Source organism: Pantoea sp. PvP021, from assembly GCF_054056055.1.
The window spans coordinates 93,918-117,239 of the sequence record NZ_JBSRXX010000012.1; the positions used below are offsets into that span (position 1 = coordinate 93,918).

At 55.8% G+C, this 23,322-nt stretch carries 21 protein-coding genes; 13 read left to right on the forward strand and 8 right to left on the reverse strand.

Annotated features, from left to right (window positions below):
• Both fhuD and fhuB read left to right on the forward strand, forming a co-directional pair.
• Positions 1-879: a Fe(3+)-hydroxamate ABC transporter substrate-binding protein FhuD gene (fhuD, locus tag ACVKSX_RS22080; protein ID WP_010671855.1), complete on the forward strand. Its 879-nt coding sequence runs from the start codon at positions 1-3 to the stop codon at positions 877-879.
• The gene (gene fhuB, locus ACVKSX_RS22085) at positions 879-2,858 is read left to right on the forward strand and encodes a Fe(3+)-hydroxamate ABC transporter permease FhuB (RefSeq protein ID WP_354439058.1); all 1,980 of its coding nucleotides are present in this window, start codon (positions 879-881) and stop codon (positions 2,856-2,858) included. Before fhuD ends, fhuB begins: the two co-directional genes overlap by 1 nt.
• A 355-nt stretch (positions 2,859-3,213) precedes the next feature.
• Here fhuB and hemL read toward each other — a convergent pair whose 3' ends face one another.
• On the reverse strand, positions 3,214-4,494 hold the full coding sequence (gene hemL / locus ACVKSX_RS22090; RefSeq protein ID WP_010254062.1) for a glutamate-1-semialdehyde 2,1-aminomutase: 1,281 nt from the start codon (positions 4,492-4,494) through the stop codon (positions 3,214-3,216).
• Positions 4,495-4,697: 203 nt separating this feature from the next.
• Between hemL and erpA the strand changes: the two genes are divergently transcribed.
• Positions 4,698-5,045, forward strand: a complete 348-nt coding sequence (erpA, locus tag ACVKSX_RS22095; RefSeq protein WP_010254064.1) for an iron-sulfur cluster insertion protein ErpA — start codon at positions 4,698-4,700, stop codon at positions 5,043-5,045.
• Between the two features lie 30 nt (positions 5,046-5,075).
• Here the strand turns inward: erpA and ACVKSX_RS22100 are convergent, their stop codons facing one another.
• The 3 genes from ACVKSX_RS22100 to mtnN form a co-directional block, all read right to left on the reverse strand.
• Positions 5,076-5,327 carry a hypothetical protein gene (locus ACVKSX_RS22100; protein ID WP_010254068.1) on the reverse strand — a complete coding sequence of 84 codons (252 nt, stop codon included), beginning with the start codon at positions 5,325-5,327 and terminating at the stop codon, positions 5,076-5,078.
• A gap of 123 nt (positions 5,328-5,450) precedes the next feature.
• The gene (gene btuF / locus ACVKSX_RS22105) at positions 5,451-6,245 is read right to left on the reverse strand and encodes a vitamin B12 ABC transporter substrate-binding protein BtuF (protein ID WP_010671857.1); all 795 of its coding nucleotides are present in this window, start codon (positions 6,243-6,245) and stop codon (positions 5,451-5,453) included.
• Positions 6,238-6,936 (reverse strand): 5'-methylthioadenosine/S-adenosylhomocysteine nucleosidase, encoded by a 699-nt coding sequence (gene mtnN, locus ACVKSX_RS22110; RefSeq protein ID WP_354439061.1) that lies wholly within the window; start codon positions 6,934-6,936, stop codon positions 6,238-6,240. Before mtnN ends, btuF begins: the two co-directional genes overlap by 8 nt.
• A gap of 92 nt (positions 6,937-7,028) precedes the next feature.
• Here mtnN and dgt point away from each other — a divergent pair, with 92 nt between their 5' ends.
• The 3 genes from dgt (at position 7,029) to ACVKSX_RS22125 (ending at position 11,441) form a co-directional block, all read left to right on the forward strand.
• Positions 7,029-8,519 carry a dGTPase gene (dgt, locus tag ACVKSX_RS22115; RefSeq protein WP_354439063.1) on the forward strand — a complete coding sequence of 497 codons (1,491 nt, stop codon included), beginning with the start codon at positions 7,029-7,031 and terminating at the stop codon, positions 8,517-8,519.
• Between the two features lie 134 nt (positions 8,520-8,653).
• The gene (degP, locus tag ACVKSX_RS22120) at positions 8,654-10,099 is read left to right on the forward strand and encodes a serine endoprotease DegP (RefSeq protein WP_010671858.1); all 1,446 of its coding nucleotides are present in this window, start codon (positions 8,654-8,656) and stop codon (positions 10,097-10,099) included.
• A gap of 184 nt (positions 10,100-10,283) precedes the next feature.
• Complete coding sequence (locus ACVKSX_RS22125) at positions 10,284-11,441, forward strand: CdaR family transcriptional regulator (RefSeq protein ID WP_010254083.1); 1,158 nt, start codon at positions 10,284-10,286, stop codon at positions 11,439-11,441.
• Between the two features lie 60 nt (positions 11,442-11,501).
• Here the strand turns inward: ACVKSX_RS22125 and ACVKSX_RS22130 are convergent, their stop codons facing one another.
• The 4 genes from ACVKSX_RS22130 to map all read right to left on the reverse strand — a co-directional run bounded on the left by ACVKSX_RS22130 (position 11,502) and on the right by map (position 16,542).
• Complete coding sequence (locus tag ACVKSX_RS22130; protein WP_010254085.1) at positions 11,502-11,894, reverse strand: DUF3461 family protein; 393 nt, start codon at positions 11,892-11,894, stop codon at positions 11,502-11,504.
• Positions 11,895-12,118: 224 nt separating this feature from the next.
• Positions 12,119-12,943, reverse strand: coding sequence for a 2,3,4,5-tetrahydropyridine-2,6-dicarboxylate N-succinyltransferase (gene dapD / locus ACVKSX_RS22135; protein WP_010671859.1), 825 nt, complete (start codon positions 12,941-12,943; stop codon positions 12,119-12,121).
• Between the two features lie 83 nt (positions 12,944-13,026).
• Entirely contained in the window at positions 13,027-15,681 is a 2,655-nt protein-coding gene (glnD, locus tag ACVKSX_RS22140) for a bifunctional uridylyltransferase/uridylyl-removing protein GlnD (protein ID WP_010671860.1), read from the reverse strand.
• A 66-nt stretch (positions 15,682-15,747) separates the two neighbouring features.
• Positions 15,748-16,542 carry a type I methionyl aminopeptidase gene (gene map / locus ACVKSX_RS22145; protein ID WP_010254092.1) on the reverse strand — a complete coding sequence of 265 codons (795 nt, stop codon included), beginning with the start codon at positions 16,540-16,542 and terminating at the stop codon, positions 15,748-15,750.
• A 318-nt stretch (positions 16,543-16,860) separates the two neighbouring features.
• Here map and rpsB point away from each other — a divergent pair, with 318 nt between their 5' ends.
• The 7 genes from rpsB (at position 16,861) to cdsA (ending at position 23,321) form a co-directional block, all read left to right on the forward strand.
• Entirely contained in the window at positions 16,861-17,586 is a 726-nt protein-coding gene (rpsB, locus tag ACVKSX_RS22150; RefSeq protein ID WP_008925636.1) for a 30S ribosomal protein S2, read from the forward strand.
• Positions 17,587-17,767: 181 nt separating this feature from the next.
• A complete protein-coding gene (gene tsf, locus ACVKSX_RS22155; RefSeq protein WP_010254097.1) occupies positions 17,768-18,619 on the forward strand; it encodes a translation elongation factor Ts in 852 nt (283 codons plus the stop codon).
• A gap of 157 nt (positions 18,620-18,776) precedes the next feature.
• A complete protein-coding gene (gene pyrH, locus ACVKSX_RS22160; RefSeq protein ID WP_010254099.1) occupies positions 18,777-19,502 on the forward strand; it encodes a UMP kinase in 726 nt (241 codons plus the stop codon).
• Positions 19,503-19,645: 143 nt separating this feature from the next.
• Positions 19,646-20,203, forward strand: a complete 558-nt coding sequence (gene frr / locus ACVKSX_RS22165; RefSeq protein ID WP_010254103.1) for a ribosome recycling factor — start codon at positions 19,646-19,648, stop codon at positions 20,201-20,203.
• A 111-nt stretch (positions 20,204-20,314) separates the two neighbouring features.
• Positions 20,315-21,511, forward strand: a complete 1,197-nt coding sequence (gene ispC, locus ACVKSX_RS22170; protein ID WP_022625453.1) for a 1-deoxy-D-xylulose-5-phosphate reductoisomerase — start codon at positions 20,315-20,317, stop codon at positions 21,509-21,511.
• Positions 21,512-21,692: 181 nt separating this feature from the next.
• Positions 21,693-22,445, forward strand: a complete 753-nt coding sequence (gene ispU, locus ACVKSX_RS22175; protein ID WP_010254107.1) for a (2E,6E)-farnesyl-diphosphate-specific ditrans,polycis-undecaprenyl-diphosphate synthase — start codon at positions 21,693-21,695, stop codon at positions 22,443-22,445.
• An 18-nt stretch (positions 22,446-22,463) separates the two neighbouring features.
• Positions 22,464-23,321 carry a phosphatidate cytidylyltransferase gene (gene cdsA, locus ACVKSX_RS22180; RefSeq protein WP_010254111.1) on the forward strand — a complete coding sequence of 286 codons (858 nt, stop codon included), beginning with the start codon at positions 22,464-22,466 and terminating at the stop codon, positions 23,319-23,321.
• Position 23,322: the final 1 nt, after the last annotated feature.

The following is a 23,322-nucleotide window of genomic DNA, read 5'->3' on the forward strand; positions in this document are numbered from 1 at the left end:
ATGCCCGATCTTAATCGCCGCCGACTGATGCTGGCGCTGGCAGTCTCTCCGCTGTTTTGTGCGCTTCCCCTGCGTGCCGCCACGCCAAATCCGGGTCGGATTATTGCACTGGAGTGGTTACCCACCGAACTGCTGATAGCACTAGGCGTCACGCCCTGGGGCGTGGCCGATCTGCACAACTACAACATCTGGGTAGGGGAGCCGCCGCTGCCTGAAGGCGTGATCGATGTAGGTCTGCGCACTGAACCCAATCTTGAGCTGATGGCGCAAATGCAGCCGTCGCTGATCCTCTGCTCCAACGGCTACGGCCCGCCTAAAGAGAAACTGACGCGCATCGCGCCCATTATGGGCTTCGACCTCCACAGCGGCGACGGGAAACCTCTCACTGCCGCGCGCGCATCGCTGCGTCAGCTGGCGGCGCGCCTTGGATTAAGCGCGCGAGCGGAACAGCATCTGCGCGAGGTCGATGATCAGCTGGCGGCGGCGCGCCAGCGGCTGGCGCCCTATGCCGGACGCACTATCCTGCTGATGTCGCTGCTCGACAGTCGTCACGCCATTACCTTCGGCAAAAACAGTCTGTTTCTGGAAGTGATGACTCTGCTTGGCCTGAAAAATGGCTGGCAGGGCGAAACAAATTTCTGGGGCAGCGCGGTGATCGGCATTGAAAAGCTGGCGCAGGTCGGGGAAGTGGATGTCATCTGCTTTGATCATGATAACGATGCGGAGATGCAGCAACTGATGCGCAGCCCGCTGTGGCAGTCGCTGCCGTTTGTACGCACCGGACGCTTTCAGCGCGTCCCGGCCGTCTGGTATTACGGTGCGACGCTCTCGGCGCTGCACTTTGTTCGCGTGCTGGAACGCGCGCTGGAGACGCACTGATGCGCCATGCTCTGTTTCCCTCAGGCCTCCTCAGCCTGCTGTTTCTGCTGGCGCTCAGCCTGACGCTGGTCAATCTGCATCAGGCGTTGCCACAGGCTGAATGGTGGCAGGCACTCTGGTCACCGGCGGTCGATAGCCTGCCGCAGATGGTGTTTCACCACAGCCTGCTGCCGCGTATCGTGCTGGCGCTGCTGGTGGGGAGTGGTCTGGGCTTAGCCGGTCTGCTGTTTCAGCAGATATTGCGTAATCCGCTGGCGGAGCCAACCACGCTGGGCGTCTCTTCCGGCGCACAGCTGGGCATTACCGTGGCGACGCTGTGGCATCTGCCGGGCGGGGCGCTGACACAGCAGTTTGCCGCGCTCAGTGGCGCGCTGCTGGTGGGCGCGCTGGTGTTTGGTGTGGCCTGGGGCAAACGTCTGTCGCCGGTAACGCTGATTCTGGCCGGGCTGGTGCTGAGCCTCTACAGCGGCGCGGTGAATCAAATCTTCGCTATCTTCAATCACGATCAGCTGCAGAACATGTTTCTGTGGAGCACCGGCGCGCTGAATCAGATGAGCTGGGAAAATGTGCAGCAACTCTGGCCGCGCCTGCTGCTGGCGTTTGTGCTGGCGCTGGCGCTGCTGCGTCCGCTGACGCTGATGGGGCTGGATGATGGCGTAGCGAAAAACCTTGGCCTTGCGCTCTCCGTGGCGCGTGTCGGTGGCCTCGGGCTGGCGATCCTGCTCAGCGCACAGCTGGTCAACGTCGCCGGTATCATCGGCTTTATCGGGCTGTTTGCGCCGCTGCTGGCGAAGATGCTGGGTGGACGACGGCTCATCACCCGGATGCTGCTGGCTCCGCTGACTGGCGCGCTGCTGCTGTGGCTGGCGGACAATTGCGTGTTGTGGCTCAGCACTCACTGGCGCGATATCCCGACCGGCACCGCCACGGCGCTGCTCGGCGTCCCGATTCTGCTGTGGCTGCTGCCGCGACTGCGCACCGGTTCGGTGCCGCCCGCGCTGAATCAGGGTGATAAGGTGCCCGCCGAGCGACAGAACCTGCTGCGCTGGGCGCTGACCGGACTTGCCATCCTGGCGCTGCTGGGGTGGGGTGGTCTGGCGTTTGGCCGTGATGCGCAGGGCTGGGTCTGGTCTGCGGGTGAGATGCTGCAATCGCTGCTGCCGTGGCGCGCACCGCGCGTGCTGGCCGCGCTGGTGACCGGCCTGATGCTGGGCGTGGCGGGGAGTCTGATTCAGCGGCTGACCGGCAATCCCATGGCCAGCCCGGAAGTGCTGGGCATCAGTTCGGGTGCCGCTTTTGGCGTGGTGATGATGATGTTCTTTGTGCCGGGCGATGCGCTGGCCTGGCTGCTGCCCGCCGGTGCGCTGGGCGCGGCGCTGACGTTGCTGGTGATCATGGCGGTAGCCAGTCGGGGTGGCTTTTCACCTGAACGAATGCTGCTGGCGGGCATGGCGCTTAACAGCGCCTTTGTCACCCTGCTGATGCTACTGCTGGCGAGTGGCGATCCGCGTATGGGCGGGCTGCTGAGCTGGATCTCCGGCTCGACCTATAACATCAGCGGCACTCAGGCGATTCAGAGCGCAGTCTGCGCGCTGGTGCTGGTGTCGCTGGCACCGCTGGCCAGTCGCTGGCTGACGTTGCTGCCGCTGGGAAGCGCTACCGCACGCTCGGCCGGTATGGCGTTGACGCCTGCGCGGCTGAGTCTGCTGCTGCTGGCGGCCGCGCTGACCGCCAGCGCGACACTGACTATCGGCCCGCTGAGTTTTGTCGGACTAATGGCACCCCATATGGCACGCATGCTGGGATTCCGGCGGGCGTTGCCGCAACTGCTGCTGTCAGGATTACTGGGGGCGGGATTGATGGTGCTGGCTGACTGGTGCGGACGAATGCTGGCATTCCCGGATCAGATCCCAGCCGGGCTGATGGCGACCTTTTTAGGCGCGCCTTACTTTATCTGGCTGCTGCGGCGTTCAGGTTAAGAGGAAAAAGCAGGCTGGTTTCAGACGCCGGCCAGATCCAAAGTAGGGTGAATCTGACAACAACGAAGAAGCTCAATGCGCAGGAAATTGGGTCAGAGGAGGAAAGCGTCCCGCGCCAGGGACAAAAACGCCGGGAGCGTTTTTGAACAACGCGAAGCGTTGGCCCGGCAACGGGCGCACCTCATGGATGAGGTGCGTAATCGCGCGGGCCGAGCGAGTCATGGATGACGGCTTTCGCGCCTTTCCGATCTGACCCTGTTTCCTGTGCGTGCACCCTCTCACAACAGAGCGGGGCAAGCCTCATCAATAACAAAAGACCGGCTGCTGCCGGTCTTCATCTTTAACGCTGCCGCAATTACAGCTTCGCGAAACAACGACGCGCGGCGTCGACAGTGCGCTGAATATCCTCTTCGCTGTGCGCCAGCGACATAAAGCCCGCTTCATAGGCTGAAGGCGCAAAGTAAACGCCCTCTTCAAGCATCAGGTGGAAGAAGGTTTTAAAGCGCTCCACATCGCAGCGGGTCACATCGGCGTAACAGGTCACACTGTCAGCATCGGTGAAGAAGAGACCGAACATCCCGCCAACATGGTTAATCACCAGCGGGATATTTTGCTGTTGTGCTGCTTCACGCAGACCCTCTGCCAGCTTGCGGGTCAGGGCATCCAGCTTCTCATGGGTACCCGGCTGCGCGATCTGCGTCAGGCAGGCGAAACCCGCCGCCATGGCGATTGGGTTACCAGAGAGCGTTCCCGCCTGATAAACCGGACCGGTCGGGGCCAGCGCTGCCATCACTTCGCGACGCCCACCGAATGCACCGACTGGCATGCCGCCACCAATGATTTTCCCGAGACAGGTCAAATCAGGGCGCACATTGTAATGAGCCTGCGCGCCACCCAGCGCGACACGGAAACCGGTCATCACTTCATCAATAATCAGCAGTGCGCCGAACTCATCACACAGTGAACGCAGACCCGGCAGGAACTCTGGCTGCGGTGGGATGCAGTTCATGTTGCCAGCCACCGGCTCAACGATGATGGCCGCAATCGACTCGGGATATTGCTCAAAAGCGCTGCGCACTGAGTCGAGATCGTTAAAGGTGCAGGTCAGGGTATGTTTAGCGAAATCGGCCGGTACGCCCGGCGAGTTCGGCTGACCCAGTGTTAACGCACCGGAGCCGGCTTTCACCAGCAGATGATCGGCGTGGCCGTGGTAGCAGCCTTCAAACTTGATGATTTTATCGCGGCCGGTAAAGCCACGCGCCAGACGGATAGCGCTCATAGTCGCTTCGGTGCCGGAGTTGACCATCCGCACCATCTCCATGCTCGGCACCAGCTCACACACCAGCTGCGCCATGGTCACTTCCATTTCGGTCGGTGCGCCAAAACTTAGGCCGCGCTGTGCCGCTTCAATCACGGCGTTACGGATCGCCGCGTTGTTATGACCCAGCACCATCGGACCCCATGAGCCGACATAGTCGATATAGGCTTTGCCGTCAGCGTCATAGAGATAGGCGCCATCAGCGTGTTCAATAAACAGCGGAACGCCGCCCACACCGGTAAATGCGCGTACTGGCGAGTTTACCCCACCCGGGATCAGGCGTTGTGCCTCGGCAAACAGTTGTTCGGACTTACTCATTTTCGGCTCCAGCGGTTCATAAAAATATTGCGCCATTCTACGGAAGAGGGGCAGCAGACGAAAGGTGGATTCACCCCCTGTGCCCTTAACAGGAGCGAAAGCGGCACAGAGTGCGAAGGGCAGAGCTTGATTGCGCTGAGGTGCTGGCTGATAATAGCGTAATTAAGGTCGTTTTCTGACCTGGGCGTTTACCGGAGTAAAACATGAGTGATGAAGTAGTAGCACTGCCGTTGCAGTTTACCGACGCCGCAGCCACCAAGGTGAAGAACCTGATTGCCGACGAAGAGAACCCGGCGCTGAAACTTCGCGTCTATATCACCGGTGGCGGTTGCAGTGGTTTCCAGTACGGCTTCACCTTTGATGACCAGATGAATGATGGCGACATGACGATTGAAAAGCAGGGCGTCTCACTGGTGGTTGATCCGATGAGCCTGCAATATCTGGTGGGCGGTTCAGTGGATTACACGGAAGGTCTGGAAGGCTCACGCTTTATCGTGACCAACCCGAATGCCAAAACCACCTGTGGCTGTGGCTCTTCCTTCAGTATCTGATAATGCAGGCCGTCATACAGACGGCCTCGTTTACCATTCTATTGTGACCAGCCGGTTACTTTGCTTCACACTTCCCTGCGATTGAATCTGGCCGTTTGTTACGCGCGGCTGCGCGCTTGCCTGTCTGCCGCAGTTGATCTGCGGTGCGGGCTGGCCGTTAGCCGTGTTGATTTCACAGCGTGAATAGATGACAAGTCTGGCGCCAATAGAGCCATTTATCGATCCTGCAAAGGCAGAACCGGCGATCGACAGCCCTATGGCCAGCAGCAGTGCTCTGGTCATATAAGGTTCCTGGTGTTTTAAAAAAGCGCCGGAGCGCTAAAAGGACGGCGAGCATACGTGGCGCGTTCGTCTCTGGTATTGATCAACGGCAAAAATCGCAGTGACTTTAATCAATTCGCTGATTTATTCATCGGGATGCAGGGCCGCACAGAGTTGCTGCGCGGCCAGCAGCAGTCGCGGGCCTGGCCGGCTAAGCCAGTCCTCGTTGATGGCAATCACCGGTACATCCAGCTGCGGTCGCCAGAACACCCGGATGTTTTCCGCCTGCTGCGCACTGCCACCCGTCACAACGGCCTGAGGATGGCGCATCAGCACCTGCTCACGGCTGACCTGCGGCCAGCTGACGCGGCTGTCAGCAAAGATGTTCCTGCCACCACATAACGTAATAATTTCATTCTGCAGCGTGGCTCTGGCGGCGGTAAACAGGGGCTGCTGACCAAATTGCAAAAAAAGCGGAACCGCAGTCAGATGAGCATAGCGCTGACGCAGCGCGGCTTCCTGCTGACGTAACTGGCGGGCAGCGCGAGTTGCCTGCTCCGGTCTGGGACTCCAGTGGCCCAGATCGGCCAGCGCCGTGAACATCTCATCCAGCGTCAGCGGATCAATCCATTTAACCGGCACGCCGAGCTGCTGTAGCTGGTCAATCTGCCGCTGCGGATTACCGCCTCGCCAGGCTAATACCAGATCCGGCTTAAGCTGCAGAATACGTTCAGCCTTGATGCCCTGCCAGTTTGCGACCTGCTCAATCTGTTTCGCCTGCGGCGGATAGTCGGACCAGGCGCTGACCGCAATCGGGGTAATCCCGGCAGCAAAGGCGAGTTCGGTAAGGTGAGGGGAGAGGGTAATCACGCGTGGCGGTGAAGCCAGCAGGCTGCCGCTCAGCAGCAGCAGCCAGCAGAGGAGTAGCGTTTTAGCCACGCGCCAGATGCGCCAGCAGGTTCTTCACCATCAGCGAAGATTGCTTCGCCGCAACGCTTAAGAACTCATCAAAGCTGAGGTGAGATTGCTTATCGGCCACGTCGGAAATGGCGCGAACGACCACAAAAGGCACCTGGAACTGATGACAGACATGGCCGATAGCGGTGGCTTCCATCTCAACGGCAATCGCCTGCGGGAACAGATTACGAATGCGCGCCAGCGGTTCGGCACCATTGATAAAGGCATCACCGCTGACCACCAGACCGCGTACGGCATTCAGATCCAGCTGCTTAATACAGGCTTCTGCAGCGGCGATAAGCTTGCTGTCTGCCACAAACGCGGCCGGACAACCCGCCATCTGACCCGGCTCATAACCAAAAGCGGTGACGTCAGCATCGTGATAACGCACTTCTTCTGACACCACGATATCACCGACGCTGAGCGACGGCGCTAAACCGCCAGCCGAACCGGTGTTGATCACCACATCCGGCTTGCAGAGCTGCAGCAGCAGCGTGGTACCCAGCGCGGCAGAGGTTTTACCGATGCCAGATTTCAGCAGAGCCACCTCAACGCCCTGCAGGGTGCCGGTATAAATTTCACAACCCGCCAGCGACAGCGTTTGACGGTTTTCAATTTTGTCGCGCAGCAGTGTGACTTCCTGCTCCATCGCGCCAATAATGCCTGCTTTCATAGTGAGTTCCGCTAATGTAAAGAATCAAAATTTAGGGCATAGTCTACCATGGCATTCAGGGGATTAATTCACGAAAAAATAAGGGGTAATCCATGTCAGCGATCAATTTCAGGAAGAAGATCAGCTTCTCGCGCCCTTATAACAGCGGCAAGGAACCGGAAGGCGAATATTACATTACGCGCCATTTTGAGAGCGATCGCGGACGGATTATAAACTCCGCCGCAATCCGGCGTTTGCAGCAAAAAACGCAGGTGTTTCCGCTGGAGCGTAACGCTGCCGTTCGTTCCCGCCTGACGCATTCGCTGGAGGTGCAGCAGACCGGGCGTTACATCACCAAAGAGATCCTGCAAACCCTGAAGATGCAGGGCGGGCTGGCGCAGTATGGTCTTGATGAGCTGGAAGGCGCGTTTGAAAGTCTGATTGAGATGGCCTGTCTGATGCATGATGTCGGTAATCCACCTTTTGGCCATTTTGGCGAGGCGGCGATTAACGACTGGTTTGAAGAGAACCTCTCTGCCGAGCTGGTGGATCCGCTGGTGGCCGGCGTGGAAGGAGAAGCACAGCGTAAAGCCTTTGATCAACTCAACGCCATGATCCGCCAGGATCTCTGTCACTTTGAAGGCAATGCGCAGGCGATCCGGATGGTGCATACGCTGCTGCAACTGAATCTCAGTTATTCTCAGGTCGCCTGCATCCTGAAATATACCGCGCCTGCCTGGTGGCAGGGGGAAAAGCCCGCCGAATTTAGCGTACTCATGAAAAAGCCTGGGTTTTATCTCTCTGAGCAGGATTATATTGCCGACCTGCGTGCTGCCACCAATATGGAAGAACACCACCGTTTTCCGCTGACTTATATAATGGAAGCTGCGGATGATATCTCCTATTGTATTGCCGATTTGGACGACGCTGTAGAAAAAGATATCTTTAATGTTGAAAGTTTGTATGAGTTTCTCAATAAAGCCTGGGGGCCGTTTAAAAATAATGACGCTTTCAGCCGGACTATTGGCGAAGCCTGGCGTGAAGCCTGCAGTAAAAAACGCCGAAGCCGCAGCGATCAATTTTTTATGTCACTCCGCGTAAATGTTCAGAGCGTGCTGGTAAGCTATGCGGTGAAACGTTTTGTTGATAATCTCCCTGCTATATTCGATGGAAGTTTTAACCATGCACTACTGGAAGATGAGGGTGAAGAGGGCCGCTTACTGCAATTGTTTAAAACCGTTGCGCGCCAGCAGGTCTTTAATCATTCTGAAGTAGAGCAGCTGGAGTTGCAGGGTTACCGGGTGATTAAAGGGCTGCTGGAGATCTATCAGCCGCTGATGCGCCTTAATTACGAAGCCTTTACCACGCTGATAAATGAAGATTTCCTGCGTCAGCATCCGATCGAAACCCGGCTTTTTCATAAGCTCTCGGGTAAACACCGTAAAGCCTATTTGCATAAGATGCGTAATCTGGTTGTAGAACATAAATATCAGCGTCTGTTGTGGGAACGTTATTATCGCTTCCGGCTCATTCAGGATTATATCAGTGGTATGACCGATCTCTATGCCTGGGATGAGTACCGACGACTGATGGCGGTAGAATAAGCCGCCAATTGTAAAGAGCGCGAATAAATTTTTACTTTTGCCTTAAACTTTTAAAGGAACTTCGCGCTAAAACATTTATCTCACCTTTCGACCACAGCAATGGTCTGAACAGTAATCTTATTGAGAAACGAAAAATGAAAAAAAAGACCTTAATGTTAAGTGCGCTGGCGTTGAGCCTGAGCATGGCGCTCGCCCCTGTTACTGTTTCTGCTGCGCAAACGGCCTCTTCCGATAGCCTGCAACAGCCAAGTCTGGCACCGATGCTGGAGAAGGTGATGCCGTCTGTGGTCAGTATCAGCGTCGAGGGGACCACCACGGTGAAAACCCCGCGTATGCCGCAGCAATTTCAGCAATTCTTTGGCGACAATTCGCCATTCTGCCAGGATGGTTCCCCGTTCCAGGGTTCACCGATGTGCCAGAACGGCGACGGTGCAGGCGGTAACGGCGGCGCGCCAGTGCCTGATACCCAGCAGGAAAAATTCCGTGCTCTGGGATCGGGCGTCATTATTAACGCTGACAAAGGCTATGTAGTAACTAATAACCACGTCGTGAATAATGCCACCAAAATTCAGGTACAGCTCAGCGACGGTCGTCGCTATGACGCCAAAGTCATCGGTAAAGATCCCAGCTCTGACATTGCCCTGATTCAGCTGCAGGAAGCCAAAAATCTTACCGCAGTCAAAATCGCTGACTCTGACAACCTGCGCGTCGGCGATTATACCGTGGCGATTGGCAACCCTTATGGTCTGGGTGAAACGGTCACCTCTGGTATCGTCTCCGCGCTGGGACGCAGTGGTCTGAACGTGGAAAACTACGAAAACTTTATCCAGACGGATGCGGCCATTAACCGGGGCAACTCCGGTGGTGCGCTGGTTAACCTCAACGGTGAACTGATTGGGATTAACACCGCCATTCTGGCGCCCGATGGCGGCAACATCGGTATCGGCTTTGCTATCCCCAGCAACATGGTGAAAAACCTGACGGCACAGATGGTCGAGTTTGGTCAGGTGAAACGCGGCGAGCTGGGCGTGCAGGGGACTGAGCTGAACTCCGAGCTGGCAAAAGCGATGAAGGTCGACGCACAACGTGGTGCCTTTGTAAGCCAGGTGCTGCCAGACTCAGCGGCCGCCAAAGCCGGTATTAAGGCGGGCGACGTCATTGTCTCGATGAACGGTAAACCGCTGAGCAGCTTTGCTTCGCTGCGTGCGGAAGTGGGCTCACTTCCGGTTGGCACCACCCTGAAACTGGGGCTGCTGCGTGACGGCAAACCGGTCGATGTCTCTGTTAAGTTGCAGCAGAGCAGCCAGTCAAAAGTGCAGTCCGCGACCATCTACACCGGTATTGAAGGCGCCGATCTCAGCAATATCGAAGCGGGTACCAAAGGTGTCCGGGTTGATAACGTGAAACCGGGCAGTGCTGCGGCGCGTATCGGCCTGAAAAAGGGCGATGTGATTCAGGGCGTTAACCAGCAGGTGGTAACCAACCTGGGTGAGCTGCGCAAAGTTCTCGACAGCAAGCCGTCCGTTCTGGCGCTGAATGTGAAACGCGGCGACAGTAGTATCTATCTGCTGATGCAGTAAGCGAACAGCAACGGATGAAGAGGCGGACTGCGGTCCGCCTTTTTTATGTCCACTCTCTGCCTCCTCAGAGTGTGATGCTCACCGCAAATCCGGCAAATGACGGCCTGGCTCTGTGCAATTGCACAATGTTCTGCGTGCTGTGCATGCGTATTCTGTTTCTCCCCCTCTTTTTCAGGAGTAATGGATGGCTACCTATCACCTTGATGCCCGGCTGGCACAGGATATCGTGGCGCGCACCATGAAAATTATTGACAGCAATGTCAACGTGATGGATGCGCGGGGCCGGATTATCGGCAGCGGTGACCGGGAACGTATTGGGGAGTTGCACGAAGGTGCATTGCTGGTGCTCTCTCAGGGGCGCGTTGTCGACATCGATGAGGCCGTGGCTAAACATCTTCATGGCGTGCGGCCTGGCATTAACCTGCCGCTGCGCATTGATGGTGACATCGTCGGGGTGATCGGCCTGACCGGCGAGCCGCTGGCGCTGCGGCATTATGGCGAGCTGGTCTGCATGACCGCGGAGATGATGCTGGAGCAAGCCCGGCTGCTGCATATGCTGGCGCAGGACAGCCGTCTGCGTGAAGAGCTGGTGCTGAACCTGATCCGCAGCGATACCCTGTCGCCACAGCTGACCGAATGGGCGCAGCGGCTCGGTATCGATCTCAATCAGCCGCGTGTGGTCGCCGTGGTGGAAGTGGATAGTGGTCAGCTCGGGGTAGACAGCGCGATGTCAGAGTTACAGCAGCTGCAAACGCTGCTGACCACGCCGGAGCGGGACAATCTGATCGCGATTGTGTCACTGACCGAAATGGTGGTGCTGAAACCGGCCCTTAATGGGCATGGGCGTCACGATCAGGAAGATCATCGCCGCCGCGTAGAGCAGTTACTACAGCGGATGAAAGAGAGCGGTCATCTTCGGATGCGTATCGCGCTGGGCAACTTCTTTACCGGACCCGGCAGCATCGCACGATCTTACCGGACGGCGCGCACCACCATGATGGTGGGCAAGCAACGTATGCCCGAGGTGCGCAGCTATTTTTATCAGGATCTGGTGCTGCCCGTGCTGCTCGACAGCCTGCGGGGTGGCTGGCAGGCCAATGAGCTCGCCCGGCCACTGGCGAAGCTCAAGAGCATGGATAACAACGGCTTGCTGCGCCGTACGCTGATCGCCTGGTTCACCCACAACGTCCAGCCGAGCGCCACCGCGCGTGCGCTGTTCATTCATCGTAATACGCTGGAATACCGCCTGAACCGGATTTCTGAACTGACCGGACTGAATCTTGGCCATTTTGATGACAGGCTGTTGCTCTATGTCGCTTTGCAACTGGATGAGCAGGGCTGAAGTGCAGATTTGCGGCATAAAAAAGGCCAGCAATGCTGGCCTCTCTGGTCGGGCAGGGAATTAACGACCGTTACGGGTTAATTTTTCCAGATCCGATTCAATTTCAGTGATCTTGTGAGAAACCACGCTTTCCAGGTGACGCAGGTCATCCAGAATTTTGCGTTTCAGATCCACTTCAACCTGATCGCGCTGGCAAATCTGGTCCAGTTCATCGATGACATAACGCAGATTCGGGCTGATTTCCTGAACTTCTTTGTAGCCCTGGGTCGCGTGATCGGCAACAACCGTTTTGCGCTGGCGCGGATATTTAAATTTGACGCTCTTCGCGAAAAACTCACCTTTATCTTTGCGGAAGTAGATTTTCAGAATGTCGTTATTGGCTTCCTGACGCAGGCTATAGCGGTCAATGTCGTCCGGGTTACTGATACCTAAGCTTTTCAGATTGTCATACATAGCGTTGTTTCCATCAAAAGTGAGAAGCGCGCAGACTTGTTCATGACGTCCGTCAACTGTAGACATAAATAAGCGGGATGAACATTGCGCGACAGGATTTAACTGGCGCGGATTATGACCTGGATAAAAACTAAACGCACCAGTTAATTCGCGACGCGAAGCATGTTATTTGGGAATCACTGTAAAGAAAAGATGACGGGCTGGAAACCAGCCCGTCACTTAAATCAGTCGATGGTGCGCAGCAGTTCGTTGATGCCGGTTTTGCCCAGCGTTTTCGCATCCACTTTCTTCACGATTACGGCACAGTAGAGGCTGTAGCTGCCATCTTTAGAGGGCAGGTTACCTGAGACCACCACGGATCCCGCAGGAACACGGCCGTAATGCACTTCGCCGGTCTCGCGGTCATAGATTTTGGTGCTCTGACCGATGTAAACGCCCATTGAGATCACGGAACCTTCTTCAACAATCACGCCTTCAACGATTTCAGAGCGCGCGCCAATGAAGCAGTTATCTTCGATGATGGTCGGGTTCGCCTGCAGCGGCTCCAGCACGCCACCGATACCCACGCCGCCAGAAAGGTGAACGTTTTTACCAATCTGTGCACAGGAGCCAACGGTCGCCCAGGTGTCCACCATGGTGCCTTCATCCACAAAGGCGCCAATGTTGACGTAAGAAGGCATCAGCACCGTGTTGCGGGCGATATAGGCACCCTGACGCACAGCCGCAGGCGGCACGACGCGGAAACCGGCTTCTTTGAAACGCGCTTCATCCCAGCCTGCAAACTTCATCGGCACTTTGTCGTAAAAGCGGGTTTCTGCACCTTCCATCACCTGATTGTCATTGATGCGGAAAGAGAGCAGTACGGCTTTCTTCAGCCACTGATGCGTTACCCACTCGCCGTCGATCTTCTCAGAAACGCGCAGTGCACCGCTGTCCAGCAGGGCGATCACCTGGTTGATGGCATCACGGGTTTCGCTGTCGACGCTGGCGGGTGTGATGTCAGCGCGACGTTCGAAGGCGGATTCAATAACGCTCTGTAACTGTTGCATATTTTTTTCCTGATCTGTCATGTGCGATGCCGGGCAATATCCCGACACAAGTAAAGAGATTAATGTTTACAAATCGAGTCTGGTCACACTTTATCGTTTGGATTAAGGGCCTCTGTCAACCGTTGTCGCAACGCTTTTCGCATTTCTTCGTCCAGTGCCTGACGTTCACTGTTGGCCAGAATAAACAAATCTTCGACCCGCTCGCCGATGGTGCTGATGCGTGCGCCATGCAGTGAAACCCCGAGATCGGCAAAGACTTCACCAACCCGCGCCAGCAGGCCTGGCTGATCCAGCGCCACCAGTTCCAGATAGCTGCGACGATCGGTATGCGTCGGCAGGAAATTGACCTCGGTATCGACGCTGAAATGCCTGAGTTTGGCCGACGGACGGCGGGTACGCGGCGGCGCCCACTCTGACTGGGTTATCGCCTGCTCCAGCGCCTGAATGATCATCGGATGGCGATCCGGAGAGAGCGGGCTGCCATCCGGCTCCAGCACAATAAAGGTATCCATCGCCATGCCGTCGCGGCTGGTAAAGATTTGCGCATCGTGCACGCTGAGATTACGGCGATCGAGTTCACCTGCCACGGCGGCAAACAGGTGCGGGCGATCGGGACTCCAGATAAAGATTTCGGTCCCGCCGCGCGTGGCCTGCGGACTGACCAGCACCAGCGGTTTTTTCAGGTCGTGAACCAGCAGGTGACGGGCATGCCAGGCGATCTGATTCGGCGTATGGCGCAGGAAGTAGTCAGCGCGGCAGCGATTCCAGATCTGGTGCAGACGCTCTTCATCGATGTTGTCCATCCGCAGCAGCGCCAGCGCCTGCAGGCGATGATGACGCACCCGCTCACGCAGATCCGGACTGTTTTCCATGCCGCGTCGCAACTGCTTCTCGGTGGCGAAAAAGAGCTCGCGTAACAGGCTCTGCTTCCAGCTGTTCCACAGACTTTCATTGGTGGCGCAGATATCGGCTACGGTCAGGCAAACCAGATAGCGCAGCCGGTTCTCATTCTGCATCACCTCGGCGAACTGCTGTATCACCGTCGGGTCCTGAATATCGCGCCGCTGTGCTGTCACCGACATCAGCAGATGATGACGCACCAGCCAGGCCACCAGCTGGGTTTCACGTGAGTTGAGGCCGTGCATTTCAGCAAAGTCGAGCGCATCCTGCGCGCCGAGAATAGAGTGATCGCCGCCGCGCCCTTTGGCGATGTCATGCAGCAGCGCGGCCATCAGCAACAGCTCCTGCTGCGGCAGGCGCGGCCATAACTCGACGCACAGTGGATGCTGCGGACGAGTGCTTTCATTGGCAAAACTTTCCAGCTTCTGCAACACCCGAATGGTGTGCTCATCCACGGTGTAGGCGTGAAACAGATCGAACTGCATCTGTCCGACGATATGGCCCCACAGCGGCGTATAAGCCCACAACACGCTGTAGCGATGCATCGGCACCAGCGCCCGGCTGACCGCGCCGGGATGTCGCAGAATCGACATAAAGGTGCGGCGCGCTTCCGGGATCTGACACAGCGGCTGTTTAAGATGACGACGCGCATGGCGCAGGTGACGCAGAGTGGTGGAGTAGATCCCTTTGATGCTGTCGTTACGCACCATGACGTAGAACATGCGCAGAATCGCCTGCGGCTCTCGCCGGAACAGCGTTTCGTCGCGCAGGTCGATCAAATCGCCACGCAGCTGGAAATCGTCATCAATAGGCCTGGGCTTTTCGCTGGTGGAGAGCGCCAGAATCGCCTCATCAAACAGCTGCAGCAGCATCTGATTCAGTTCGCCGATACGCCGCGTGACCCGATAGAAATCTTTCATCATCCGCTCGACCGGCTCATTGCCCTCGCCCTGATAATTCAGGCGTTGTGCCACGCTGAGCTGGCGATCAAACAGCAGGCGATTATCGTAACGGGGCAGGGAGAGATGCAGGGCAAAGCGGATGCGCCAGAGAAATGCCTGACATTCGTTGAGTTCGCTGCGCTCCGCGTCGGTGAGGAAACCAAAGCCGACCATCTCATCCAGCGTGGTGGCGCCAAAATGGCGTCGGGCGACCCACTGCAGCGTATGAATGTCCCGCAGGCCACCTGGGCTGCTTTTAATGTCCGGTTCGAGGTTATAGCTGGTGCCGTGATAACGCTTGTGGCGCTCCTGCTGCTCTTCAATTTTGGCGGCGAAAAAGCAGGATGAGGGCCAGAAACCATCGCTGAAGATGTTTTTCTGTAATTCCAGAAACAGCGCCACATCGCCGGTCAGCATGCGTGACTCAATCAGATTGGTGGCAACGGTCAGGTCAGATAACCCCTCCAGCAGGCACTCTTCCAGCGTGCGGACGCTGTGACCCACTTCCAGCTTAAGGTCCCACATCAGCGTTAACAGGTCGCTGGTGCGCTGCGCAGCCTGTTCATTCAGCGGCTGGCGGCTCAGGATCAGGACGTCAATATCAGAGAGTGGATGCAGCTCGGCACGGCCATAGCCGCCAACGGCGACCAGCGCGATAGCCGGCATCTCATCAAAGCCAAAAAAGCGCCACAGGCGACGCAGCAGCCGATCGATAAACAGCGTGCGGGCATCAATCAGCGGCTCAACGGGTTCACCGGCATCAAAAGCGGCGGCCAGATGTTGCTGAAACTGCTCCAGCCGCGGCTTCAGAATGTCACGCGTCAGCTGGTCGTCACCCCATTCGGCTGGCGAATCGACCAGACCGTTTTTCACATCTTCTGACAGACTCACGCTCATGCAGCTCTTCTCTTTTTTAGCCAAAAAAAAGCCGGCTCAGCGCCGGCTTGATCTGTAATGGGGGAATTACCCTTCGGCGACGAGCACAGCGGGCAGCGTGTCGTCTTTGCGCAGGGTTAAAATCTCACAGCCGTTCTCCGTCACCACAATAGTATGCTCATACTGCGCGGACAAGCTGCGATCTTTGGTTTTTACCGTCCAGCCATCTTTCATGGTGCGGATGCGGTAATCCCCGGCGTTGACCATCGGTTCTACCGTAAAGGTCATACCCGCCTGGAGTACCACGCCGCCATCATCGGCATCGTAATGCAGCACCTGAGGCTCTTCATGGAAACCCTTGCCGATACCGTGGCCGCAATATTCGCGCACCACAGAGAAGTCGTTGGCTTCAACATATTTCTGGATGGCGCGGCCCAGTTCGCGCAGGCGGATGCCGGGCTTGATCAGACGCAGTGAGAGATAGAGGCTCTCCTGCGTGACACGGCACAGGCGTTCGCCCTGAATGGTCGGCTTACCGACGATAAACATCTTTGAGGTATCGCCGTGGTATTCATCTTTAATTACGGTGACATCGATATTCACTACATCGCCATCTTTTAACGGACGATCATCGCTGGGGATCCCGTGGCACACCACTTCATTCACCGAGATGCAGACTGACTTCGGAAAGCCGTGATAGCCGAGGCAGGCGGATACAGCCTGTTGCTTTTGAGTAATGTGATCGTGGCAGATGCGGTCCAGTTCACCGGTGGTCACACCCGGTTTTACGTAAGGCTCGATCATCTCCAGCACTTCGGCGGCCAGTCGGCCCGCGACGCGCATTTTTTCGATTTCTTCAGGGGTTTTAATTGAAATTGCCATTAAATTAATCCGCAGTTGTCGAAATTTTCGACAATAATAAGTTCTGTGCTGTCATGTTAGCAGCCAGCAAATGGGCTGCCAAATAGAGAACGCGCTGACCTCCGTCAGCGATCATTTATTGGCGTCCCTGGGCTGGTTGTGGTATAAAGCGCGCCGACGATTCTCTGTATGGCCGTTTCGGTCAGCAGGAAACGCATAACTCTCATTATGTGTAATAAAACACACATGTATCGACACATACGCCGGGGTGCCTTGAAAGAGGTCGGTCGTATGGGATACATGGAGGCCCAACCCCAATCAAACTTTAGAGGTTTTATCATGGCAACTGTTTCCATGCGCGACATGCTCCAGGCTGGTGTTCACTTCGGTCACCAGACCCGTTACTGGAACCCAAAAATGAAGCCATTCATCTTTGGTGCTCGTAACAAGGTTCACATCATCAACCTGGAAAAAACTGTACCTATGTTCAACGAAGCTCTGGCTGAACTGAACAAGATCTCTTCCCGTAAAGGTAAGATCCTGATCGTAGGTACTAAGCGTGCTGCTGCTCAGGCGGTAAAAGAGTCTGCACTGAGCTGCGACCAGTTCTTCGTAAACCACCGCTGGTTGGGTGGCATGCTGACTAACTGGAAAACCGTGCGTCAGTCAATCAAGCGTCTGAAAGATCTGGAGATTCAGTCTCAGGATGGTACTTTCGACAAACTGACCAAAAAAGAAGCTCTGATGCGTGCGCGTGAGCTGGCCAAGCTGGAAAACAGCCTGGGCGGTATCAAAGATATGGGCGGTCTGCCAGACGCGCTGTTTGTTGTCGATGCTGACCACGAACACATCGCAATCAAAGAAGCAAACAACCTGGGTATCCCGGTATTTGCTATCGTTGATACCAACTCAGATCCAGATGGCGTTGATTTCGTTATCCCAGGTAACGACGATGCGATCCGTGCTGTAAACCTGTACCTGACTGCCGTTGCGACCACCGTTCGCGAAGGCCGCTCTCAGGACCTGGCTGAGCAAGCTGAAGAAGCGTCTTTAGAAAACGCTTAATAAGGTTTGCTCTGCATAAGAGCCCTTAGCATTCAGATGTGATCTGTAAGGGGCCTATACTGGCCCCTTTATTTTATCTAAGTCTGTTACGCCCCCAACCGGACGGCGGGACAGAGTAAATTTTCCGCAAATAAGTGTCTGCTGGTGCAAACGTACACAGGCACGAACCGAGGATTCTGGAATGGCTGACATTACCGCTGCATTGGTAAAAGAACTGCGTGAGCGTACTGGCGCTGGCATGATGGATTGCAAAAAAGCGCTGACTGAAGCGAATGGCGACATTGAGCTGGCGATTGAGAACATGCGTAAGTCTGGCGCAATCAAAGCAGCGAAAAAAGCAGGCAACGTTGCTGCTGATGGCGTAATCAAAACCAAGATCGTTGGCGACTACGGCGTGATTCTGGAAGTAAACTGCCAGACTGACTTCGTTGCAAAAGATGGCGGTTTCCAGGCGTTCGCAGACAAAGTTCTGGATGTGGCTGCAGCTGATCGCGTTACCGACGTTGAAGTTCTGAAAGCGCAGTTCGAAGAAGAGCGCGTTGCACTGGTTGCTAAAATCGGTGAGAACATCAACATCCGTCGCGTTGCTATCCTGGAAGGCGCAGAGCTGGGCAGCTACCTGCACGGCGCACGTATCGGCGTTCTGGTTTCAACCAAAGGCGCTAACGAAGATCTGATCAAACAGATCGCGATGCACGTTGCGGCAAGCAAGCCTGAGTTCGTTAAGCCAGAAGACGTTTCTGCTGACGTAGTTGATAAAGAGTACCAGGTTCAGCTGGACATCGCGATGCAGTCTGGCAAGCCAAAAGAGATCGCAGAGAAGATGGTTGAAGGCCGTATGAAGAAATTCACCGGCGAAGTCTCTCTGACTGGTCAGGCTTTCGTTATCGACCCAAGCAAAACCGTTGGCCAGGCTCTGAAAGAGCAGGGCGCTGACGTTATCAACTTCATCCGCTTCGAAGTTGGTGAAGGCATCGAGAAAGTTGAGTCTGACTTCGCTGCAGAAGTTGCAGCAATGTCCAAACAGTCTTAATGCTTTGAAAGAACCGCCAGATGGCGGTTCTTTTTTGTCTGTGAATCGCAACAGATACGTTTTCAGTTTCATCCCAATAGCAATTTCATTGCGGTAAGCGGATGATCGATCAGAATTTACTTCTCCTTTACACCCAATCTTCCAGGAAGAACTGACCATGGCGACCAACGCAAAACCTGTTTATCAACGTATCCTGCTTAAACTCAGCGGCGAAGCCCTGCAAGGCGCTGAAGGTTTTGGTATCGACGCGAGTGTGCTTGACCGCATGGCACAAGAGGTAAAAGAGCTGGTTGAACTGGGCATCCAGGTTGGCGTGGTGATTGGCGGAGGGAACCTGTTCCGTGGAGCGAGCCTGCAGCAGGCCGGCATGAACCGCGTTGTGGGTGACCACATGGGTATGCTGGCAACCGTGATGAACGGCCTGGCGATGCGTGATGCACTGCACCGCGCCTATGTGAATGCACGCCTGATGTCAGCGATTCCACTGAATGGCGTCTGTGACAACTACAGCTGGGCAGAAGCAATCAGCCTGCTGCGTAACAACCGCGTGGTGATCTTCTCCGCCGGTACCGGTAACCCGTTCTTCACCACTGACTCTGCAGCGTGTCTGCGCGGCATTGAGATTGAAGCGGACGTCGTGCTGAAAGCGACCAAAGTGGACGGCGTCTACTCTGCGGATCCGGTGAAAAGCCCGGACGCAACGCTGTATGAGCAACTGACCTATGCTGAAGTGCTGGATCAGGAGCTGAAAGTGATGGATCTTGCGGCCTTTACCCTGGCGCGTGACCACAAATTACCTATCCGTGTTTTCAACATGAATAAGCCTGGCGCACTGCGTCGCGTAGTGATGGGTGAAAAAGAAGGCACCCTGATTACGCATTAATACCCGAGGCGAGATAAAATAAGGTATATTCTGTCAGCGCGATGATAATGCATCGCGCACCAGTCAGGATTATCGATGATTATCGATCCCGCTTCCGGTTACGCCGGAACTGGCCAGGTCAAACCGAATCCAAGGGTTTCAACGTGATTAACGACATCAAAAAAGATGCTGACACGCGCATGGAAAAATGCGTTGAAGCATTCAAAACCACCATCAGCAAAGTGCGCACCGGTCGTGCTTCACCTTCGCTGCTCGACGGCATCGTCGTCGAATATTACGGCACGCCGACGCCACTGCGTCAGCTGGCTTCTGTCACTGTGGAAGATTCACGCACGCTGAAAATCAACGTGTTTGATCGTTCACTGAGTCCGGCAGTCGAAAAAGCGATCATGAAGTCCGATCTCGGTCTGAACCCAAGTTCAGCCGGTACCGACATCCGTGTTCCGCTGCCTGCGCTGACAGAAGAGCGTCGTAAAGATCTGATTAAAATCGTGCGCGGCGAAGCCGAGCAGGGCCGTGTGTCGGTACGTAACGTCCGTCGCGATGCCAACGATAAAATCAAAGCTCTGCTGAAAGATAAAGAGATCAGCGAAGACGACGAACGTCGTGCGCAGGATGAAGTGCAAAAAATGACCGATGCGTACATCAAGAAAGTTGATGCTGCACTGTCAGAAAAAGAGACGGAGCTGATGGATTTCTAATCCCATCACTGCCGGACAAAACGCCGTACAGAGAGGTATTCGTATGAATGCGACATCTGGCGGCGTTTTACATTGTGCCTGTGGGCACGCTGACTTCACACGGATAGCTTCATGAAGCGATTAACTCTGCTGGGATCCACCGGCTCTATCGGCACCAGTACGCTGGCGGTGGTGCGCGCCAACCCGGCGCTTTATCAGATTACGGCGCTGGTTGCCGGCCATAACGTGGCGCTGATGGCCGAGCAGTGTGCGGCCTTTACACCGCGCTACGCCTGCATGGCAGACGAGGCATCCGCCGCTGCGTTGCGTGAGCGACTGAGAGCAATCAGGGTCAATACTGAAGTGCTCTCCGGCGTTCAGGCAGCCTGTGAGCTGGCCGCGCTGGATGAGGTGGATCAGGTGATGGCGGCGATCGTTGGCGCATCGGGTTTGCTGCCGACGCTGGCGGCCATTCGCGCCGGAAAAACGGTGCTGCTGGCCAACAAAGAATCGCTTGTCACCTGCGGCCGTTTGTTTATGGAGGCCGTGCGTCATCATAACGCACAGTTACTACCGGTCGACAGCGAGCATAACGCCATTTTTCAGAGTTTACCGGCTACCATCCAGCATCAGTTAGGTTACGCTGACCTGCGGGATAATGGCATTGAGTCGATTATCCTTACGGGATCGGGTGGTCCTTTTCGTGACACAGATTTAGCGGATCTCAGCGCCATGTCGCCAGATCAGGCCTGTGCACATCCGAACTGGTCGATGGGGAGAAAAATCTCTGTCGATTCGGCCACCATGATGAATAAAGGTCTTGAGTACATTGAAGCCCGTTGGTTGTTTAATGCCAGCGCAGCGCAGATGGAAGTGATACTCCACCCACAGTCGGTGATTCACTCCATGGTGCGATACTGCGATGGCAGCGTGCTGGCTCAATTAGGTTCTCCTGATATGCGTACGCCGATTGCCCACAGCATGGCCTGGCCTTCGCGCATCAATGCAGGCGTGACGCCGCTGGATTTTACCCGCATGTCGGCGCTCTCCTTTGCAGAACCTGATTTTAGTCGCTACCCCTGTCTGAAACTGGCCATTGATGCCTGTGATGCAGGGCAGGCGGCGACCACCACGCTGAATGCAGCCAACGAGGTTGCCGTCGCGGCTTTCCTGAATCACCAGATCCGCTTCACCGACATTGCCGCGCTTAATAGTGAGGTGATGGCGGCACAAGTGTGTCCGGAGCCGGATTCGGTGGACGCTGTCCTTGAAATCGATCGCACTGCGCGCGCGCTGGCGACAGAAATGTTGCCGCGTTTCACGTCGTGATGCCGATCGTTATGAGGCCATTTGTTCGCTTCAGGTGAAAATGATATAGTCGCTGGCTCGCGTTTCACGGTCTGTCACCGAATTCGGTGTGGCCCGGCACTGAGAGTGTGTCGGGATTTGAATCGGGCGCAATGTATTCAGAAACCACAGCATTTCTGATGAAAGGAATTGGTTAAGCGTTATGTCGTCTAACAATCACAACAACACTGATGACCAGCAGGGAAACGGTCCGCGCCACGTCGCTATCATCATGGATGGCAATGGCCGCTGGGCCAAAAATCAGGGAAAATTGCGCATTTCAGGCCACAAAGCTGGCGTTAAATCGGTACGCCGTGCCGTCAGCTTTGCGGTCAGTAACAATCTTGAAGCCCTGACGCTTTACGCCTTCAGCAGTGAAAACTGGAGTCGTCCGCCGCAGGAAGTCACCGCGTTAATGGAACTCTTTGTCTGGGCGCTTGATAGTGAAGTGAAGAGCCTGCACAAACACAATGTTCGCTTACGCGTCATTGGCGATACCAGCCGTTTCAGCCCGCGTATTCAGGAACGTATTCGCCGTTCTGAGACGCTGACCGCAAATAATAGTGGCCTGACGCTCAACATTGCTGCCAACTATGGCGGCCGTTGGGATATTATCGAAGGCGTGAAAAAACTGGCTGAACAGGTTCAGGAAGGATTACTGCGACCTGACCAGATTACCGAAGAGAGCCTGACGTCGCAGCTCTGTATGCAGGAGCTGGCGCCAGTGGATTTAGTGATAAGGACCGGGGGAGAGCATCGGATTAGCAACTTCCTGCTGTGGCAGATTGCCTATGCTGAATTCTATTTTACCGATGTGCTCTGGCCGGATTTCGATGAACACGTTTTTGAAGGTGCACTGAATGCATTCTCTCTGCGGGAGCGTCGTTTTGGCGGCGCTGCACCAGGCGGCGCCTGAGCAATCTGGGGGTAACCTTTGCTGAAGTCTCGTCTGATTACCGCGTTGATATTAATTCCGCTGGTAATAGCTGCACTGTTCTGGTTACCGCCTGTTGGCTTCGCCCTGACAACCATCGTTATCTGCATGCTGGCAGCCTGGGAATGGGGTCAGTTTGCAGGGATGGCATCACGGCAACAGCGCGTCTGGCTGGCTGTACTTTGTGGTCTGCTGCTGGCGCTGATGCAGTTTACGCTGCCACCTTATCAACACACGGTGCATCTGCCACAGATCGCGACATCGCTTTGGGCGTCGCTGGTGTGGTGGGTCGTTGCACTGCTGCTGGTGCTCTCCTATCCCGCTTCTGCGGCCTTCTGGCGCCATTCGCGTCCCCTTCGCTTACTGTTTGGCGTGTTAACGCTGGTCCCTTTTTTCTGGGGCATGGTGGCGCTGCGCCAGTATCACTATGACACCGACCACTTCGCCGGTGCCTGGTGGTTGCTGTTTGTGTTGCTGCTGGTATGGGGAGCGGATTCAGGTGCTTATATGTTTGGCAAGATGTTCGGCAAGCACAAGCTGGCGCCAAAGGTCTCACCAGGCAAAACCTGGGAAGGCTTCCTGGGCGGTCTGGTCACCTCGGCGCTGATTGCAGTGCTGTTTGCGACGCTGGCGCCACTGACGGTTTCCACCGGTACGCTGGTGATTTGCGCGATTATCGCGACGCTGGCCTCTGTGCTGGGCGACCTCACTGAGAGCATGTTTAAACGTGAAGCGGGCATCAAAGACAGTGGTAATCTGATTCCTGGTCACGGCGGCATTCTTGATCGTATTGATAGTCTGACTGCGGCGGTGCCGGTGTTTGCCTGTTTATTGCTGCTGGTGTTTCGCACCCTTTAAG

Bases quoted from the DNA above. Each gene is read 5' to 3' on its own strand.
- mtnN (WP_354439061.1), bottom strand. From the start codon at position 6,936: ATGAAAGCAGGCATTATTGGCGCGATGGAGCAGGAAGTCACACTGCTG.
- rpsB (WP_008925636.1), top strand. From the start codon at position 16,861: ATGGCAACTGTTTCCATGCGCGACATGCTCCAGGCTGGTGTTCACTTC.
- erpA (WP_010254064.1), top strand. From the start codon at position 4,698: ATGAGTGATGAAGTAGTAGCACTGCCGTTGCAGTTTACCGACGCCGCA.
- tsf (WP_010254097.1), top strand. From the start codon at position 17,768: ATGGCTGACATTACCGCTGCATTGGTAAAAGAACTGCGTGAGCGTACT.
- dgt (WP_354439063.1), top strand. From the start codon at position 7,029: ATGTCAGCGATCAATTTCAGGAAGAAGATCAGCTTCTCGCGCCCTTAT.
- fhuD (WP_010671855.1), top strand. From the start codon at position 1: ATGCCCGATCTTAATCGCCGCCGACTGATGCTGGCGCTGGCAGTCTCT.
- ACVKSX_RS22100 (WP_010254068.1), bottom strand. From the start codon at position 5,327: ATGACCAGAGCACTGCTGCTGGCCATAGGGCTGTCGATCGCCGGTTCT.
- hemL (WP_010254062.1), bottom strand. From the start codon at position 4,494: ATGAGTAAGTCCGAACAACTGTTTGCCGAGGCACAACGCCTGATCCCG.
- ispU (WP_010254107.1), top strand. From the start codon at position 21,693: ATGTCGTCTAACAATCACAACAACACTGATGACCAGCAGGGAAACGGT.
- dapD (WP_010671859.1), bottom strand. From the start codon at position 12,943: ATGCAACAGTTACAGAGCGTTATTGAATCCGCCTTCGAACGTCGCGCT.
- pyrH (WP_010254099.1), top strand. From the start codon at position 18,777: ATGGCGACCAACGCAAAACCTGTTTATCAACGTATCCTGCTTAAACTC.
- degP (WP_010671858.1), top strand. From the start codon at position 8,654: ATGAAAAAAAAGACCTTAATGTTAAGTGCGCTGGCGTTGAGCCTGAGC.
- ACVKSX_RS22130 (WP_010254085.1), bottom strand. From the start codon at position 11,894: ATGTATGACAATCTGAAAAGCTTAGGTATCAGTAACCCGGACGACATT.
- ACVKSX_RS22125 (WP_010254083.1), top strand. From the start codon at position 10,284: ATGGCTACCTATCACCTTGATGCCCGGCTGGCACAGGATATCGTGGCG.
- fhuB (WP_354439058.1), top strand. From the start codon at position 879: ATGCGCCATGCTCTGTTTCCCTCAGGCCTCCTCAGCCTGCTGTTTCTG.
- glnD (WP_010671860.1), bottom strand. From the start codon at position 15,681: ATGAGCGTGAGTCTGTCAGAAGATGTGAAAAACGGTCTGGTCGATTCG.
- map (WP_010254092.1), bottom strand. From the start codon at position 16,542: ATGGCAATTTCAATTAAAACCCCTGAAGAAATCGAAAAAATGCGCGTC.
- ispC (WP_022625453.1), top strand. From the start codon at position 20,315: ATGAAGCGATTAACTCTGCTGGGATCCACCGGCTCTATCGGCACCAGT.